This window comes from Solirubrobacter ginsenosidimutans (assembly GCF_027587205.1).
This window is the reverse complement of the sequence record NZ_JAPDOD010000002.1, coordinates 491,098-508,466: the sequence shown is the minus strand read 5'-3', so window position 1 is coordinate 508,466 and position 17,369 is coordinate 491,098. Positions and strand designations below refer to the sequence as shown.

Annotated in this window: 13 protein-coding genes and 1 other RNA gene; 7 read left to right on the top strand and 7 right to left on the bottom strand. The window is 71.8% G+C overall.

Annotated features, from left to right (window positions below):
* A partial coding sequence (gene dnaX, locus OM076_RS04910) for a DNA polymerase III subunit gamma/tau (protein ID WP_270038342.1) occupies window positions 1-1,358 on the bottom strand: 1,358 nt, incomplete at its 3' end.
* A 54-nt stretch (window positions 1,359-1,412) separates the two neighbouring features.
* Between dnaX and OM076_RS04905 the strand changes: the two genes are divergently transcribed.
* Window positions 1,413-2,750, top strand: coding sequence for a hypothetical protein (locus OM076_RS04905; protein ID WP_270038340.1), 1,338 nt, complete (start codon window positions 1,413-1,415; stop codon window positions 2,748-2,750).
* 105 nt (window positions 2,751-2,855) lie between these two features.
* Here the strand turns inward: OM076_RS04905 and ffs are convergent.
* Together ffs and OM076_RS04895 are read right to left on the bottom strand one after the other, a co-directional pair.
* An RNA gene (gene ffs / locus OM076_RS04900) (signal recognition particle sRNA large type) lies at window positions 2,856-3,119 on the bottom strand.
* 8 nt (window positions 3,120-3,127) lie between these two features.
* Window positions 3,128-3,601, bottom strand: coding sequence for an RNA polymerase sigma factor (locus tag OM076_RS04895; protein ID WP_270038338.1), 474 nt, complete (start codon window positions 3,599-3,601; stop codon window positions 3,128-3,130).
* 178 nt (window positions 3,602-3,779) lie between these two features.
* Here OM076_RS04895 and OM076_RS04890 point away from each other — a divergent pair, with 178 nt between their 5' ends.
* Window positions 3,780-4,334, top strand: coding sequence for a hypothetical protein (locus tag OM076_RS04890; protein WP_270038336.1), 555 nt, complete (start codon window positions 3,780-3,782; stop codon window positions 4,332-4,334).
* Window positions 4,335-4,804: 470 nt separating this feature from the next.
* On the opposite strand, the gene OM076_RS04885 is transcribed toward OM076_RS04890, so the two are convergent.
* Window positions 4,805-6,403 carry an O-antigen ligase family protein gene (locus tag OM076_RS04885; RefSeq protein WP_270038335.1) on the bottom strand — a complete coding sequence of 533 codons (1,599 nt, stop codon included), beginning with the start codon at window positions 6,401-6,403 and terminating at the stop codon, window positions 4,805-4,807.
* 646 nt (window positions 6,404-7,049) lie between these two features.
* Here OM076_RS04885 and OM076_RS04880 point away from each other — a divergent pair.
* The gene (locus OM076_RS04880) at window positions 7,050-8,375 is read left to right on the top strand and encodes a sugar transferase (protein ID WP_270038334.1); all 1,326 of its coding nucleotides are present in this window, start codon (window positions 7,050-7,052) and stop codon (window positions 8,373-8,375) included.
* Here the strand turns inward: OM076_RS04880 and OM076_RS04875 are convergent.
* Window positions 8,350-9,426 carry a glycosyltransferase gene (locus OM076_RS04875; RefSeq protein ID WP_270038333.1) on the bottom strand — a complete coding sequence of 359 codons (1,077 nt, stop codon included), beginning with the start codon at window positions 9,424-9,426 and terminating at the stop codon, window positions 8,350-8,352. The genes OM076_RS04880 and OM076_RS04875 overlap by 26 nt on opposite strands.
* A gap of 12 nt (window positions 9,427-9,438) precedes the next feature.
* Window positions 9,439-10,893, bottom strand: coding sequence for a putative glycoside hydrolase (locus tag OM076_RS04870; RefSeq protein ID WP_270038332.1), 1,455 nt, complete (start codon window positions 10,891-10,893; stop codon window positions 9,439-9,441).
* 51 nt (window positions 10,894-10,944) lie between these two features.
* Here OM076_RS04870 and OM076_RS04865 point away from each other — a divergent pair, with 51 nt between their 5' ends.
* The 4 genes from OM076_RS04865 to OM076_RS04850 are packed head-to-tail and all read left to right on the top strand — an operon-like array spanning window position 10,945 to window position 15,634.
* Window positions 10,945-11,946 carry a glycosyltransferase family 4 protein gene (locus OM076_RS04865; RefSeq protein WP_270038331.1) on the top strand — a complete coding sequence of 334 codons (1,002 nt, stop codon included), beginning with the start codon at window positions 10,945-10,947 and terminating at the stop codon, window positions 11,944-11,946.
* Window positions 11,947-11,949: 3 nt separating this feature from the next.
* Window positions 11,950-13,260 carry a tyrosine-protein kinase domain-containing protein gene (locus tag OM076_RS45855; RefSeq protein ID WP_270038330.1) on the top strand — a complete coding sequence of 437 codons (1,311 nt, stop codon included), beginning with the start codon at window positions 11,950-11,952 and terminating at the stop codon, window positions 13,258-13,260.
* On the top strand, window positions 13,260-14,585 hold the full coding sequence (locus OM076_RS04855) for an O-antigen ligase family protein (RefSeq protein WP_270038329.1): 1,326 nt from the start codon (window positions 13,260-13,262) through the stop codon (window positions 14,583-14,585). The genes OM076_RS45855 and OM076_RS04855 overlap by 1 nt, the downstream gene beginning before the upstream one ends.
* Window positions 14,582-15,634: a glycosyltransferase family 4 protein gene (locus OM076_RS04850; protein WP_270038328.1), complete on the top strand. Its 1,053-nt coding sequence runs from the start codon at window positions 14,582-14,584 to the stop codon at window positions 15,632-15,634. The genes OM076_RS04855 and OM076_RS04850 overlap by 4 nt, the downstream gene beginning before the upstream one ends.
* Here OM076_RS04850 and OM076_RS04845 read toward each other — a convergent pair.
* Window positions 15,612-17,369 (bottom strand): putative glycoside hydrolase, encoded by a 1,758-nt coding sequence (locus OM076_RS04845; protein WP_270038327.1) that lies wholly within the window; start codon window positions 17,367-17,369, stop codon window positions 15,612-15,614. The genes OM076_RS04850 and OM076_RS04845 overlap by 23 nt on opposite strands.

Sequence of the window (17,369 nt, the reverse complement as noted above, 5' to 3'; positions counted from 1 at the left end):
GGCGTCGTGGTGGCGGGCGCGGGCGTGGCGGCCGCGTGCGCCGGTGTGCCGGCCGCGTGGGCCGGTGTGCCGCGGTCCGCGGACGCTGGGCCCGGCGCGGGCGTGCCACTGCTCGGGGTCGAGGGCGCCGAGGTGGCGCGGCCCGCCGGGGTCTCCGGACGGTCCGGGGTGCGCGGCGGCGCCGGTGCCGGCGGAGCGCTCTCCAGCCGGGCGATGCGGGCCTGCAGCGCCTTGACGGTCGGCTCCAGATCGGGCTTCGCCGCCTTCACCAGGGCGAGCTCGAGCTGGGTGCGCGGATCTGCGCCGTCCTTCATCGCGCGCAGGGCGTTGGCGATCAGCTCGAGCAGGCGGACGATCTCGGCACCGCCGACGCGCTTGGACTGCTCGGCCAGGCGCTCGTCCTGCTCAGGCGTGACCGACAGCTCGGCCGGGACGGCGCCGAGCACCTGGGTGATCAGCAGGCCGCGGGCGTGCGCCTCCAGATCGCCGAAGAAGCGGCCGAGATCGCGTCCCGAGTCGGCCAACCGCGCAGCCGCGAGCAGGGCGGAGCGGGCGTCGCCGGCCGAGATCGCGTCGAGCGTGCCGAACAGGAGGTCCGCGTCGGCGGCGCCCAACACCGCCAGCACGTCGTCGAGAACGATCGACGAACCCGAGTACGCCAGCAGCTGCTCCAAAGTCCCGAGCGCGTCGCGGAACGAGCCCGTCGCCGACCGGGCGACCAGCGCGATCGCCTCGTCCGGGATCTCGATCGACTCGGAAATCGCCGCGCGGCGGAGCACCGAGGCGATCTGGACGACCGAAGGCCGCCCGAAGTCGAAGCGGTGGCAGCGGTCCACGACCGTCGGCAGCACCTTGTTCGCCTCGGTCGTGGCCAGCACGAAGATCGTGTGCGGCGGCGGCTCCTCGAGCGTCTTGAGGAACGCGTTCCACGCCGCCGAGGTCAGCATGTGCGCCTCGTCGAGGATGTAGACCTTGTAGCCGCCGCCCACCGGCGCGTAGCCCACCCGCTCGCGCAGGTCGCGGATGTCGTCGACGGAGTTGTTGGACGCGGCGTCCATCTCGACGACGTCCAAGGAGGTCGCCGTCGCGATCGAGCGGCAGGACTCGCAGGTGCCGCACGGCGTGATCGTCGGGCCGGAAGGGCCGGTGCCGCCGCCGGCCTCACCCTGGCAGTTCAGCGAAGCCGCCAGGATCTTGGCCATGGACGTCTTGCCGGTGCCCCTGGAGCCGACGAACAGGTACGCGTGGTGGACGCGACCTTGCTCGATCGCGTTGGAGAGCGTGCGGACGACATGCTCTTGGCCGACCACGTCTGCGAACGTGCGGGGGCGATGACGGCGGTACAAAGAAGCGGCCACGGGCTGTCTGAGTCTAGTGGCGCCCTCGGCCGCCTCGGGGTGCGCGCGGCGATCATGATCCCGCTCGGAGCGCTCGTCGCGTGGGCGCTGGTCGGCGCGGGCTTCCTGAACTACGACACCGCGTACAGCCTGTTGTGGGGCGGCGACGTGGCGCATCTGCGCCAGCCGGACTTCAGCGTCCCCGTCGCCCCCACCCCGCATCCGCTCGCGACGGCGCTCGGCGTCGTCCTGACGCCGTTCGGCGACGCGGGTCAGACGCTCTGGGTCGTGATCGCCTTTCTGTCGCTGGGCGCGCTGGCGTGGGTGACCTACGAGCTCGGCGCCCACTGGTTCGGGCCGGCGGCCGGCGCCGTGGCGGGGATCGTGATCCTCACCCGCATCCCGGTCCTGAGCTTCGGCGTCCGCGCCTACGTCGACATCCCGTACGTCGCCCTCGCGCTCGGAGCCGTCCTCGCCGAGGCCCGCGGCCGTGGACCGCGAACCGTCCTCGTGCTGCTCGGCCTCGCCGGCCTGCTCAGGCCCGAGGCGTGGCTGTTCGCCTTCGCCTACGCGGCCTACAAACGCGACCTCAAGCTCCTGCCCTGGGCCGCCGCCGCGCCGGTCATCTGGATGGCCCACGACCTCGTCCTCGCCGGCGACCCGCTGCACTCGCTGCTCGGCACCCGCGACAACGCGGAGGTGCTGCAGCGCACGACCGGCCTGCTCGCCGTCCCGAGCACCGTCCCGCGCCGGCTCGGGGAGATCCTGCGCGAGCCCGGCCTCCTCGGCGCCGCCGCGGGAGGAATCCTCGTCCTGGCGCTGATGCGCCGAAAGGCCGCGCTGCCGATCGCAGCCGGCTTCGTCTCGATCGCCGCCTTCTGCGTCCTGGCGGCGGCCGGCCTGCCGATCCTCGGTCGCTATCTGCTGCTGCCGGCCGCGATCCTGGCCATCTTCTGCGGCGCCGGGATGTTCGGCTGGCTGCAGCTCGACCGCGAGGACCCGTGGCGAAACCGCTGGATGGCGATCGGCGCCGTCGTGCTGCTCGCCTTCGTCGTCTTCGCCCCCGGCCAGGTCAATCGGATCGACGACCTGCGCGGCTCGATGGGCACCCAGCAGGAGATCCTCTCCGACCTGCACGCGATCACCGACGAGATTCCGTGCCGCCCGGTCGCGGTCCCGAACCACCGCCCGGTCCCGCACGTCGCGCTGTGGACCGGCATCCCGCCGGGCGAGATCGTGTCGGCCCAGCTCGAGCAGCCGACCAAGGGCGTCTACCTCGACCCGGCGAACGAGCGGGTGCGACGCAACTTCACGCTCGACCCGCACGACCCGAAGACGCTGACGGCGAGCGTGCCGCCGGGGTTCCAGCGAGCGGCGGAGAACCCGTCCTGGGTCGTGTACAGCCACTGCTGAGGCGCTGTGCCCGCGAGTGTGAGCGCTAGCGATCACTCGACAGTCCACTTCTTTTCGGCGGGTCGGCGCCGGCGAAGCCGGCCGCCACCCGCCAAAAGAAGTGGACCGTGCACCCTCTGTCGAAGTCGGCCTCCAGGGACTGTCCGCCTCACTGACTCCGATCGGGCGACCCCGCGACGCCCACCGGTGACCGCTTAAGGCTGCTTCCTTCCGGACCTGACCTGATTCACGGGCCGACGTCGTGCGGGACCCGACCATCGACGCCGTGGCAGCGTACGTTGGCCCGGAGCCGTGCCCCTCGAGAGGGAATTCAGCTCCGCTAGAGCGGATTGCGGATATAGGACGCCGCTACTGCCCCGCCTAGCACGGTCCGGGCCCTAGGCTAGCGCCTCGCGGAGTTTGCGCAGCGCGCGGTAGACGCGGCCCTCGACCGTGGTCAGCGGCACGCCGAGCACTGACGCCATCTCGGGGACCGTCAGATCGGCGCCGAAGCGCAGGGCGATCGCTTCACGCTCCTCCGCCGCCAAGACGCTCAACGCCCGCAACAGCTCGTCGCGGACCTCGACGCCCGCGAACGGATCCGCGCCCTCCGCCCCGACGTCGACCTTCGCGTAGGCCCGCCCCTCGGCGGTGGTCCGGCGGACGTGATCGCGCAACACGTTGAGTGCGATCGTGTAGAGCCACGTCTTCGCCGACCCCTTGCGCGGGTTGAACTTGCCGCGCAGCGCCCGCTCGAACGCGTCCGCCAGCAGGTCCTCGGCCAGCGATCGATCATTCGTCCGATAGACCAGAAACGCAAACAAGCCCTGGGCTTGCTCGCTATACAGAACTTCGAACTCGTCGTCTTTCAAAGATTCGCCAGTAAGGAATCGGGGTCGAGCTTCGTATCAGTGTGCGATGACCGAGTTCGACGACGTCATACGGCTCCTGAAGGATGAGCGGCCTCAGGCCACGGAATTGGAGCTGGACGAGATTAAGCAGCGAGTTCGCCGCCGCGCGGCGGATCCCTCACGGAGGAGTAGCCAGTCCATGAAGTCACGAATCGCCATCCTCGGTCTGCTCGTCTCCGGGATGCTCTTCAGCACCGCCGGTGCGGGCCTTGCGATCCAGGGCGGCGGCTCGGCGCAGTCAGGCACGAACGCCGCTGTCGCCCAGTACGAGACGCCCACCCCGACGCCGACGCCCACGGTCACGCCGGCCGCAGAGTGCACCCCGACGCCGACGGACAACAAGACCAGCCCGGCCGGCAGCTGCGCCACGCCGACGCCGACCCCGGTCTGCACGGCCACGCCGACCGACCAGAAGAGCGGCGCGGTCAACCCGTCCGACGTCTGCGGTGAGGGCGGCGTCCTCCCCGCCGAGGCGAACAACGCCCCGACGACGGCGACGAAGCCGGCGACCACCACCGGCTCGGGCGTCCTCCCCGCCGAGGAGACCGAGACCCAGCCGACCCGCCAGGCCGCAGCCGCGGCCCAGACGAGCCAGCTCCCGTTCACCGGTTTCGCGGCGATCCCCGTTCTGCTCGGCGGCCTCGCGCTGCTCTCCGGCGGCCTCGTGCTTCGCCGCCGCACGCGCTCCGAGTAACTCCCGTTTGTGTGTGGTCGCCGAGTTTGGGCTCGGCGGCCACATGTGTTTAAGGGACGAAAGTCAACTGCGCCGGGCGGGGGAGTGGCGAGCCACCCGTCCCCGGCTGCCGTAAGTCCGCTGTCCCGGTCGCCGTGGTCGACCATGCGCGCTCGAGGGACGGATCGCGGGTTTCGATCAGGTTCGCACTGGTCGAGTTGGCGCGCTGGTGGGGGTGAGGAACATTTGCGTCCTCACAGGACGCATTTGTTCCTCACCCCCCACGCGCATGACTTCGTTGCTCGCCGAAACCGATCACCGCAAGGCCCGGCGCGGACGGGGGTGTCAGCACCACGCCCGTAACTGCCGGTATCCCAGCACGGCACTTCGACCCCAACAGAGCCGAGCGCCGAGCGGACCCACGGCAGCCCGGAACGGGTGGCACTGCCACTCCCCCCTCCCCCACCCGGCGCAGTTGAGGTTCAACCCACCTAGCCCTGCGGGATCGTCGCCGTCACGGTGACATCGCGCCGCGCCGCCGCCGTCTTCGCGGCGGCCAAGTTCTTGACCAGCGCAACCGCATCAGGGTCGAGCGGGTTCAACCGCAGCGCCTCGCGCGCAAACGGCCGCGGATCGAGGCCCGAGACGCCGTAGACGATCGCCTGCCCGTAGGCGTACTGCCAGTTGTTCGGGTCACGTGAGCGGGCGGCGTCCATCGCGCGGCGCGCCAGGGCGTATTGGCCGAGCCGCGCGTCGCAGTAGCCGAGGACCTGCCAGGGCTCCGGCCGCGTGCCGAAGCGCTCGGTGGCGGTCAAAGCATCGTTGATCGCCGCGTCACAGTTGCGCACGGCGAACTCGGAGACGGCGCGGTCCAGCGGCGGCTGCGAGTAGGCGAAGAGCGCGGGCGTCATCCCCAGGACCAGCACCGCGAGCGCGGCGATCACCCGCGGCATCCGTCCCATCTCGCCGAGCCGAGGCTGTCGCGACGCGAGTGCGACACCGCCGGCGCCGAACAGCCAGACGAACAGGGCGGGCATCTCCCAGTCCCAGTCGATCCCCGCGTGGATCAGGAGCATCGTGCCGGCGGCGACGAACGCGCCGTAGGCGTGGCGTTCGGGCCCGCCGAGCCGCAGCACGCCGCCGATCAGGATCGTGCCGAGCGCGGTCAGGAGCAGAAGCAGGCCGACCACGCCCATCTCGGACATCGTCTCCAGATAGAGCGAGTGGCCGTCGTTGACCTTGACCGGCGGCGGCGGCCGGTGGCGGTCCCACGTGATCCGGTAGGTGCCGGCGCCGGTTCCGTGGAACGGGTTGGCCTTGAAGCCGTCGAGCGCGATGCGCCAGTTGTCGATCCGGCCGTTGTCCACCGCCGAGGTCAAGCGCGTGCGCAGGTCGCTGGAGTACTCCATGTACTGGCCCTGGGTGAACGTCGCGCGCGCGTCAGAGATCCGACGCGGAGCGTTGGCGAGTGCGGCGCCCACGAGCAGGGCGACGACGACGCCCCCGGCGAGCAGCCAGCGCGCCTCGCGCGGGAACTCGATCCGCTCGATCCGCCTGTCGACCGGTAGCGCGGCGAAGCGCAGTCCCGCCGCGACCAGCGCGCACACCAATACGACGAGGGCCACGTGCCGGCCTTGAGCAGCCGCGGCGGCGGACGAGTCGTAGTCCGCACGCGCCAGGAGTTCGTTGCCGTAGGCGATCTTCGTCGCGACGGCCGCCGGGATCCCACCCGCGGCGAGGCCGGTGACGATGCCGCGCGGCTGCGCCAGGAGCACGTAGAGCACGAGTCCGATCGGCAGCACCCAGATCGCGCCGCGCGAGAACGTCAGGTAGAGCGTGACGGCGAAGACGGGCAGCAGCGCCGCGGCGACGACCCGCACGACGACTGGCTCGCGGCCGCTCGACGTCAGGTGCAGCGTCAGCAGCGCGCCGACGGCGCACGCGATCCCCATCGCGTTCCAGTAGGTGAGCGGGAACGAGACACGTTCCGGGAGGAAGCCCGCCGAGATCGGGAAGGTCTCCGGCAGAAGTCGGGTGACCAGCCCCGCCAAGGCGATCGCGGCGAAGGCTGAAGCGGTCCAGCGGAGCAATATGGACAAATCTCCGATGCGACCCGCTGAGGTGCCGGTCAGCACCAGAACCAAGCCGTAGAGCAGGGTGCGATCGAACTCGGACAATGCGCGCGCCGGCGCGTCCGACCAAATCACCGATGCGAGCGTCCAGACGGCCAATCCAGCCATTGCACCGGATGCGAGTGCAAGAGCGGAACTCCAGCCTTCGAACGGTTTTTGGGCCACTGTCATGCGCCCGACAAGAACAATGGCGAGTGTCAACGCCACGAGACCGACCTGCCCGGGGAAGAACCCACCCGCCCGAAAGCCCAGCCACACCGTCGCCAGCCCAGGTAGGGTTAGAAACCAGGCGCCAAACCGGGCGCGGGCGTGGGCCACCGGACGGGGCGGGCTCAAGCGCAGACCAGTAGAGGCCGATTCATGACCCAGGACCCCGTCCTACGACAGTCTGGAAGACGGTGCGTGATACGACCGGAGGCGGGGGATTGATACTCAGAATTCCTGGGCATGATTGCCTCGGCCAAGCAAGGACGCGGTCTTGAGCACGAATGCGACATCGGCAGATCCAGCGGGAAGTCTGAGCGTCTCGACGGACGTTCTGACCGAGACGTTCGTCCCGGCGCAGCCCCCGGCAGGGCGTCGTAACTCACAGTTGCGCCGGCAGTTGCTGTCGGCCGACATCATCGCGGGCTCCTTCACGGGTGCGATCGCGGCGCTCGCCGCAGGGCTGAGCTTCCGCCAGGTCCCCGTCGTCGCGTTGGCCATCGGCCTCGGCTGGCCCGTGCTCGCGTACGTCTGCGGTCTGTATGCGCTGGACGACCTGCGCTCGTGGGCGAGCGGGATCGGCGACGCCCCGCGCCTCGCGGTCACGTCGCTGCTCGTCTCGTGGCCGATCTTCGGTCTGCTGACGGCGCTGGACGCGAGCGCGCCCGTCGTCGGCGCCTTGAGTGCCGCCGTCATAACGGGCGCGGGTGCCGGGATCGGCCGCGCCGCCGCGCGCGTCGGCCTGCATCGCTCGCCGGCGCTGCGAGAACGCACCCTGATCCTCGGCTCGGGCACGGTTGCCTTGCAGCTCGTGCAGCGCCTCCAGCGCCACTACGAGCTTGGCCTGGACCCGGTCGGCTTCATCGACGACGACGTGCACGAGCCCGGCCGCCTCGGCATCCCCCGTCTCGGGACGCTCGACTCGCTGCAGGACCTGATCACCTTCGGCCGCGTCGACCGCGTGATGATCGCGTTCACCCGCGCCAGCCACGAGGACCTGCTGCACGCCATCCGCGTATGCCGCGACGCGGGCGTGACCGTCGACATTGTCCCCCGCCTGTTCGAGTTCCTCGAGGGCGCGCGCACGATCGAGCAGGTCGGCGGCATGCCGCTGCTCTCGATCAGCCAGCCGACGTTCTCGCCGCTGTCGCGCTTCTCCAAGCGCACGCTGGACGTCGTGGGCGCCACGATCGCCATCCTCATCCTCTCCCCGCTGCTCGCGCTGATCGCCGTCGCGATCAAACTGGACTCCAAGGGCCCGGTGCTGTTCACCCAGCAGCGCTCCGGCCGCGGCGGGCGCTTCTTCAAGCTCTACAAGTTCCGTTCGATGAAGGTCGACTCGACCGTGCTCGTGCGCGAGGACGGAGCGATCGTCAAGGCCCGCGACGACGACCGCGTGACCCGCGTCGGTCGCATCATCCGCCGCTTCTCGCTCGACGAGGCGCCACAGTTGCTCAACGTGCTCTTCGGGGACATGAGCCTCGTCGGCCCGCGCCCGCTGGTGCTGGCCGAGCACGCCGCGCTGAGCGAGGCCTGGCAGTCGCGCCGCGCCGACCTGCGCCCCGGGCTGACCGGCCCCTGGCAGGTCTCGGGCCGCTCGCACATCCCGTTCCAGGACATGATCAAGTTCGACTACCAGTACGTCGCCGGCTGGTCGCTCGCGCGTGACATCGAGATCCTCCTGGCGACGCTGCCGGCCGTCATCTCCGGCCGCGGCGCGTATTAGACAGCACCGCGTCGTAGACCGCCGCGGTGCCGGCGACCATCCGGTCGACCGTGAACTGCGCCGCGTGCCGTTCGCGTGAGGCGGAGCGCATCGCCTCGCGGCGCTGCGGGTCGCGCAGGAGCTCGACCGCCGCGTGCGCCAGCGCCTGCGGGTCGCGCGGGGGGATCAGCAGGCCGGTCTCCGGCACCACCGCCTCGCGGGTGCCGCCGACGGCGGTGACGACCTGCGGCACGCCGCACGCCAGCGCTTCCAGCGGGCCGATCGGGAACGCCTCCCAGCTCGACGCGAGGACGTAGACGTCGAGCTCGCGCAGATGGTTGGCCGCCGGCGGCCGATACGGTTCCCAGCGCACGCGGCCGGCGGAAGGATGGGCGCGCAGCTCGTCACCTTGCGGCCCGTCGCCGGCGATCACGATCTCCGCCTCCGGCACGGCGGCGAGGATCGCAGGGACGGCGTCGAGCAGCACGTCGACGCCCTTCCCGCGCCGCAGCGCCGAGACGGTGCCGACGACGAGCCGCGACGAGCGGGCGTGGGCGGCGACCTCGCCGCACGGCGGCGACCCGTTGTGCACGACGGCGAGCATCCGTGGGTGGAGCTGGTTCGCTCGCGCCAGGTCGCGCTCGAACGCGCAGACGCCGATGATCGCGGCGGTCGGGGGCGCCAGCAGCCGCTCGACGACGTGGGAGAACACCCGCCGCGCCTCGCGCATCTCCCCCACGAACGGGAACCCGTGCGGGGTGTAGACGACCGGTCGCCGCACGCTCCACCCCGCGAGCCGGCCGAGCACTCCGGCCTTCGCCGAATGCGCGTGGACGAGCTCGAAGGCCCGCAGCTTCCGCAGCAGCGTCGCGAACGCCCGCGCATCCTCGCGCGGGTGCGCGTAATCACGCCGGAACGGCAGCCGCACGACGCCCTCGAGCGCCGGCGCGAACGCCTCGGGCCCGAAGACCACGGCCTCGTGCCCGTGCGCGCCGAGTCCACGCGCGAGCTGCGCCACGTGCTCCGCCGCACCGCCGTCGGGCGGTTCGCAGACGAGGGCGATCCGCGCCATAGGGCGCGGATGCTAGAGCGAACGGACCTTGTAGCCGGACTTCGAGGGGCGAGCGGTGCCCGTGCCCTCGAAGGTCGCCATCACGCGGTACGTGCCGCGCGCGAGCGGCGTGATGTCGCCCGCGAAGTTCCCGCGCTTGGAGACGGAGTCCTTGGCGCGGCGCACCGTGACCCACCCGCTCCCGCGTTTGCGCTGCACGGTCACCCGCGCGAAGCCACTGACGGCGCCCGTGACGTGGCCCGTGACCCTCGCACGCGCCAGCGACACCGTGGTGCGCGTCTCGAGCGGAGTCGCGGCGCCCGCGCTGTGCGCCTTCGCCTTGCCCGGGCGCTTACCCGGCTTGCCCGGGGCCGGAGCGGGCTCCGGGGTGGGCGTCGCGACCGGAGCGACGGGCGGCGGTGGGGCGGTGGCGGTCGGCGCCTTGCGGAGCACGATCGCGGTACCCGGCGCCAGCGTCAGCTGGGTCTGGACGACACCGTCGAGGTCGACGTAGCCGCTGCCGACCACGACCGGGCGCGGGCCGTTGCCCGGCGGGTTGACGAGCACGAGCCCCTGGGCGAAATCTCGCCGCCAGACACCCGACCAGCTCGAGCGCGGACCCGCCGGCGTGCCGAGGTTCAGCGCGTAGCCGGTCCAGAAGCGGTTCGGCGCGGTCCACGCGTCGTTGCCGAGCGCCAATGCACCGGTGTCGAGCAGGAGCGCGTTCGCGAGCCAGTACTGCCGGGCGATGGGCGCGTCGGCGTAGGCGTCCAGGACGACGCCGAGCCCGGCCGCCTCCCGGCGTTCGACGTACCCGGCGAAGGTCTCCCAGCCGTAGGTCCCGGTCGACCCCGCGGTCGACGGCGTCTCGAGCGCCACCGCCGTCGCGGCGGAGAGCTCGCGCTGGATGTCGGCGCGGGCGTCGCCCTTGTACCAGACCACGTCGTGCACGATCTCGGCGGCGGGAAGCGCGGCGCGCAGCTCGGTCATGAAGTCCGCCATGTAGTGCTGCCAGTTGGCCTCGGACATCGTCGCGCCGGTGCGCGGGTCGCGGATGCTCGCGCTGTAGCCGTCCTCGTAGTACGCGCGGCGCTCCATCGCGACGTCGTCGACGTAGACGCCCGCGGCCCCGGCGGCCTGCGCCGTCACCTGGGCGATCCACCAGGCGCGGTAGGCCGGGTTGCCGAAGTCGCCGGCGAGCGACGACCCGACATAGAGCTGCGTGGAGAACGCGTCCTTGAGCACCCAGTCCGGGTGCGCGGCGGCGGTGGCGGAATCGAGCGCGTAGGCGCTGCGGCGCACCCACGTCGTCGCGGGGTCCCACGCGGTCGTCCCGTGCATGCGCCAGATGTGGGCGCGCGACCAGGCGAGGTCGCCCGACGCTCCCGCAGCGCGCACGAGCGTGACCCGGCCGGGCGCGGCAGCCGCGACCGCGGGCACCGCGGCGGTGGCGAAGAGAGCGAAGATGAGCGCGAGGCGCCGGGTCATCTTGCACCGTGTGGTCGGCATCCCGGGAGCGACTCTGTAGCCTCCCGGCCCGTGCGGATCCTGCTGGCGAGCCCGGGCCTGGGCCTCGGGGGAGCCGAGCGGGTGGTCGTCAGCCTCGCGTCAGGGCTTCGCGCGCGTGGTCACGACGTCGCGGTCTCGGGCGCAGCCGGCCCGCTCGACGCGCAGCTGGGCGACGTCGAGCGCCTCGTCCTGCCCGAGCGCGGACGCTCGCCGCTCGGCGTCATCGAATGGACGACGCGGCAGGCAGCCTTCGTCCGGTCGTTCCGCCCCCACGTCGTGCACGCCCACAACGCGAAGGCGACGGTGATCGCCGGCGCCGCGATCCGGCTTGCCCGCGGACCGCGCCGCCCGCCGCTGCTCGCCACGCATCACGGTGCCGCCGCCGATGACCGCGCGGGCGCCGCGAAGCTGCTGCTGCGCGCCGCCGACGAGGTGGTCGTCGTCTCCGAAGGCGTGCTGCCGATGTTCGCCCCGGCGGTCCCGCGGGTCATCCACAACGGGATCGATCCGCCGCCGCCGGGGGGCGACGACGCCGCGCGCGAGGGCGTGCTGTTCGTCGGCCGGCTGGAGCCGGTCAAGAACCCCGGGCGCTTCCTCGAGGTCGCGAAGCGTGTCCCGGAGGCGAAGTTCGTCGTGGTCGGCGACGGCTCCCTGCGCGAGGCGCTCGACGCGCCCGGCGTGACCTTCCTCGGCGCCCGCGACGACGCCCGCGCGCTGCTCGCCCGCGCACAGCTCCTGCTCGTCACCTCCGACTCCGAAGGCCAGTCGATCGCGGTCCTGGAGGCGCTGGCGGCGGGCACGCCGGTGGTCTCGACGCCCGTCAGCGGGATGCGCGAGCTCGACGGCGTGCGGATCGCGAGCTTCGATCCTGAGGACCTCGCGGCGACGGTCCGCGAGCTGCTCGACGACCCCGGACAGCGGGCCGAGATGGGGGCCGCCGGCGCGAGGCTCGTGCGCGAGCGCTTTTCTGCCGATGCAATGGTGGACGCGTACCTCTCCACCTACCAAGCGCTCTCCACCTACCATCACTGAAACGTGCAGCTCACCGAGCTCCTCGCGATCCTGAGCAAGCGGCGATTCGGCGTCATCGCCGTCGTCATGCTCACGGTCGCCTTCAGCGCCGCCCTGGCCCTCGTCACGCCGCCCAAGTACGAGGCGACGACGACGCTCGCGCTGACGCCGAAGATCGACACCAAGACGGGGCTGATCAGCGCCACCGACCTCACCGCGCTGCTGAGCACGTACGCCGAGACCGCGAAGTCGAGCGTCAACCGCTCGCGCGCGCAGCAGATCCTCGGGCGTCCGCTCCCCGGTGACATCAGCACCTCGACCGTCGGGGGCACCGGCATCCTGCGGATCTCCGGCTCGGCCGAGTTGCCCAACGACGCCGCGGACACCGCCCGTGCGGCTGCCCAGGCCTTCTCGGACTCGATCCGCGACAACCCGCTGATCAGCGTGTCGACGATCGACCCGGCGACCGCCCCCACGACGCCCATCCAGCCGCGCCCGCCGCTGATCGTGGCGATCGGCATCCTCCTCGGCCTGCTCGCCGGCATCTCCTACGCGCTCGTGATGGAGCGGGTACGGCGCCGGATCGAGACGCCGCAGGACCTCAACGATCTCACCGACCGGCCCGTCGTCGGCCGGCTCCCGCGCCAGCGCGCGCTGCAGCGCGTGCCCGCCTCGCTGGTCTGGAACCAGGAGCGCATGACGGGCCTGCAGGAGGCCTACCGCGCGCTGCGCACCAACGTGCAGTTCCTCGCCGAGGAGAAGCGGGTGATCGAGATCACGAGCCCCGATCCCGCCCAGGGCAAGTCGACCGTCACCGCCAACCTCGGCGCCGCGCTCGCGCAGATCGGGATCGACTGCGTGATCGTCGACGCCGACCTGCGCCGCCCGATGCAGCACAAGATCTTCGGCGTCGACAACTCGACCGGCCTTTCGAACCTGCTCTCGGTCCGCAACCCGCAGATCAACCTGAAGCCGTCCGGCTTCCCGAACCTGTGGGTGATCCCGAGCGGGCCGCTGCCGCCGGACCCGACGGAGATGCTGCACGTGCGCTTCGCGCCGCTGGTCGAGCGCCTGCGGGACCTCGACGCGCTGATCCTGATCGACACGCCGCCGGTGCTGCCCGTCTCCGACGCCCGGCTGATCGCCCCGCACTGCGACGGCGTGCTGGTCGTCGTGAGCGCCGGCTCGGCCAAGCCCGTCGCGCTGCAGACGGCGATCGAGCGCCTCTCGTTCGTGCACGCGAACCTGCTCGGCATGATCCTCAACCAGTCCGGTCAGGACCTCGAGGCGACCGGCGGCTACTACTACACCAGCCCTGAGGGCGCAGCTGTGTGATGGGCGGGGCGCGGGTCGGCATCCGCGTCGGTGAGTGGCCGCTGATTGTCCTGATCGCGGTGGCGGTCGCCGTTCCGACCGCGTTCGCGCCGCTGTTCGCCATCGCCGCGGCGGCGGTCCTGATCGTCCTCGGGTTCGTCGTCTTCAACGCGGGCGCGTTGCTGCTGTTGATGGTGGCCGCGTTCCCCTGGGACGACATGCTCGGCATCCCCACCGAGACGGTCTCGATGATCAAGCTGATCGGCGCGCTGCTGCTGGTCGGTTACTTCCTGCGCTCGCTGACGCGCGACGAGGACGTCCGACTGCCGCCGACGCTGCCGTCGCTGGTGATCTTCACGATGCTCGTGCTGCTGTCGCTGATGGCCTCGGGCGACGTCGCGTCAGGGCTGAACAAGACCCTGCGCTACCTCCTGTTCGCGGCGTTCTCGTTCCTCGTCGTGCAGCTGATCCGGTCGCGGGCGCAGATGGTCACGCTGCTGCGCGTCCTCGTGATCTCCTCGACGGCCGCGGCGCTCTACGGCGTCGTGCTGCTGATCAAGGGCGACGTCGACCGTGTGAGCGGGCCGATCGGCGAGGCCAACGACTTCGCCTATCTGCTCGCCTCCGTGCTGCCGTTCGCGGTCTACTTGACGTTGCGCGACCGGCGCTGGCGGACCTGGTGGGTGATCTCCTCCGGCGTCCTGATCCTCGCCCTGCTGGGGACGCTCTCGCGCGGCGCGCTGGTCGGCCTGGCCGCGGTCGTGCTGTGGGCGGTGGCGACGCGGCGCACGCGGGTCGGCGGCGTCCTTGCCGGCCTGTTCGTCGTCGCCGGCGTCGTGCTGCTGGCCTTCACGCTCTGGCGGCCGTTGATCGACGAGCGCCTGGCGGCCAAGAGCAAGGTCGCGACGGCGAACGTCGAGTCGCGCAAGCAGTACTGGCGGGCGGCGGCGTCGATGGCGGCGGACCATCCGCTGCTCGGCGTCGGGCCCGGCCGCTTCGGCGTCGAGGCGCGCAACTACGTCCGCAACGATCCCCTCAACCTCGACGACCCGGTCGTGCACAACGCCTATCTCGAGGTGCTGGCGGAGGGCGGGATCCCGACGCTGCTGGCCTTCCTGGCGTTCGTCGGCGGGTCGTGGGCACTGACGGTACGGGCGCGAAGACAATTCGAGGTGGCCGAAGACGCCGACGGCCTGCGACTCACGGCCGCGGTCCAGGCGTCGCTCGTCGTGGCGATCGTGTCGGCGAACTTCCTGTCGGTGCAGACGTCGGTGCCGCTGTGGCTGCTCGGCGGCCTCGCGGCGGTACTCGCGATACCGCCGCCCGCCGCCTCCGGCGACGCGTGAGGGTCGGGCTCGTCACGTCGATCCCCCGCGGGGGACCGCTCGAGCACGCCGTGCTGCTCGCGCGCGATCTGGTCGGCTTGGGCGTGGACGTGCGCGCGGTGGCGGTGGACGAGCGTGCGGCGTCGCGGTTCGCGGCGGTGGGTGCGCGGGTGGCGGTGCTGCCGCTGGAGCGCCCGTTCGACCCGGTCGGCGCGGTGCGCGTCCACCGGTTCCTGGCGGGTGTGGACGTGATCCACACCCACGACCGGCGAAGTGGCCTGTGGGTGCGGGTGGTGCCGCGCGTGGGCGGCCCGCTGCGCGTCCACACGCTCCATGGCCTTCCCGAGCCGTTCCTCACCGACGCGGCGCCGTCCCTCAAGGCGCGCGTCGCCTACCGCGGCCTCGACCGCGGGCTGCGGCGGTTCACGGACGTCCTCGTCACGCCCTCGCACGCGATGGCGCAGTTGCTGGCCGAGCGGGTCGGCTACGACGTCGGCGAGCTCGTCGTCGTTCCGAACGGCGTCGACGTGCCGGACGCGGCGCTCCCCCGCGGCGACCGCGTCGGCACGATCGCTCTGCTCGAGCCCGTGAAGGGTCTCGAGTACCTGATCGAGGCGGCGCGGCGGCTGCCGGACACGCGCTTCGTGATCTTCGGGACCGGCTCGCAGGAGGCGGAGTTGCGGGCGCGCGCGGCGGGCCTGCCGATCGAGTTCGCGGGCTACGTCCCCGGCGCGCAGGCGCTCAGGCAGCTTTCGATCTTCGTCCTGCCGTCGCTCATGGAGAACAGCCCGCTGGCGATGCTCGAGGCGCTGGCGGCCGGCATTCCGGTCGTCGCCAGCCGCGTGGGCGGGATTCCCGAGTACGCGGCGCCGGGAACGGCGACGCTCGTCGCGCCGCGCGACCCGGTCGCGCTGGCCGCAGCCATCGCTGAGCTCCTCGCCGACCCGGTGCTGGCGGGTCAGCGCGCGCGAGCCGGGCGGGAAGCCGCCCACGAACGCTCCGCGGTCAGGACCGCGGAGCGGATGCTCGAGCTCTACGCCGGCGCGCTCAGTCGCCGAGCGTCGCGCTGAGCGAGCCGGTCGTCCGCACCCGCACGCGCCGCGCTGGCGTGCTCCGCCGCGAGGTCGTGGCCAGCACGGGCGCCGTCAATCGCACCTTCACCGTGCGCCCGGCAGGCACCGTGACCATCTTGCTGGCGACGACGGTCGTGCCGCTGCGCAGCTCGACGATGCCGCGGCACGGCCGGGTCTTGGGGCACTTGACGCGCACGACGGTGGGCGCCGGGGGCGGCGTCGGCCGCGCCTTCGGGGCGGGGGTCGGAACCGCGATGCGCGTCGGACCCGGCGTCGGGGTCGACGTCGGGGTCGGGCTCGGCGTCGCAGTCGGCGACGGCGTCGGTACTGCGGTCGGCGTCGGAGTCGGCGTCGGCGTCGGCGTCGGAATCGCGGTCGGCGTGGGCGTCGCGGTCGGGCTCGGCGTCGGGGCCGCGGTCGGGCTCGGGGTAGCCGTCGGCGCCGGCGTCACCGTCGGTGTCGGGCTGGGTGATGCCGTTGGAGTCGGTGTGGGCGTGCCTTCTTGCGGGCCGTCACCGCTACCACCTTGCGTCGGGTCGTCCGTACCCGGCGCGAGGGTCTGAAAGGGCGCGCCATCACCTGCCTTGGCGAGCACCAGGCCGCTTCGTGGTTGCAGCGTCGCGGACGTCGCGTTCGAGAGGCCGGAGCCCGTGTAGGCGCCACCGAAGTCGACGCGGACCGCGCTCGCCGTCGGATTGACGTAGACGAGCCCGTTGGAGAAGGCACGGTGGTGGACGCCGCTCGCGTCCTTGATCTCGGCCGCGGTGGGCGTGCCGATCGTGTAGTCGTACTCCTCGAACCAGCGCTCGTTGGTGTAGTCGTCGTGCAGCGTGAACTGCAGCTTCCCGCCACCGGCGAGCAGCATCGTCGCGAAGCCGTAGCGGGCGGCCGCGCGGTCGGTCGCCGTAGAGGGCGTGATGCCGAGGTAGTACTTGCCCGCGGCCTCGGCCTCCTTCATCTGCTTGAGCTGCAGCTCCCAGTAGTCCGGCGGGTCATAGGACTCGGGGCCGGTGGTCGTCGTCCCCCACTTGAGGAACTGCTCGTTCATGCCGCCGTCGACGAGCCCCATCCAGTCCTTGATGACGGTCGGGAAGGACTTCTGGTTGGAGAAGTTCGGAATCACCAGCTTGCCCGCGGCGCGGAAGCGCGCGCCGATCGAGACCAGCGCCGAGCGCGTGGCCGCCTGCCACGCCGCGTCGGTCGGGTACTTGGCGATCTTGCTGACGTCGTAGTGCCACGACATCGTCGGGTTGGTGTCGTCCATGAAGACGCCGTCCCACCCGCCGGCGGCGATCTCGCCGAGCACGTTGTCGGCCCACTGCTGCTGGTAGGAGGCGCTGCCGACGTCCGCGATCCACACCCAGTTGAAGTACTGCGACGTGAAGCGCTGGCCGCTGGTGTTGAGCAGGAACCACTCGGGGTGCGCGGCGGCGTCCTGCGTGGCGACGCCGCCGGAGACGAACCCGGACGACGTGCGCTCCGTCATCCCCGAGAGGTTCTTGTACATCAGGACCTTGAGGTTCGGGTTGGCCGCCTTGAGCTGCGGCACCCGCGAGGCCTGGTACTGCTGGAGGATCACCACGTCGTCGCGCGCCGGCGTGTAGGCCGCGTTCGCCGCGTTGGAGTCGATCGCCACCCGCAGGTGCCCGACCACGCCGGCGGCCTGCGCCGTTGAAGGCACGGCGACCAGTGCGGCCAGAACGGCAGCGATGACCTTCGTCGTGATGTTCAC

What these genes read in the sequence shown, in the direction of transcription:
- OM076_RS04905 (WP_270038340.1), top strand. Translation starts at nt 1,413, where the DNA reads ATGATCCCGCTCGGAGCGCTCGTCGCGTGGGCGCTGGTCGGCGCGGGC.
- OM076_RS04890 (WP_270038336.1), top strand. Translation starts at nt 3,780, where the DNA reads ATGAAGTCACGAATCGCCATCCTCGGTCTGCTCGTCTCCGGGATGCTC.
- OM076_RS04875 (WP_270038333.1), bottom strand. Translation starts at nt 9,426, where the DNA reads ATGGCGCGGATCGCCCTCGTCTGCGAACCGCCCGACGGCGGTGCGGCG.
- OM076_RS04870 (WP_270038332.1), bottom strand. Translation starts at nt 10,893, where the DNA reads ATGACCCGGCGCCTCGCGCTCATCTTCGCTCTCTTCGCCACCGCCGCG.
- OM076_RS04855 (WP_270038329.1), top strand. Translation starts at nt 13,260, where the DNA reads ATGGGCGGGGCGCGGGTCGGCATCCGCGTCGGTGAGTGGCCGCTGATT.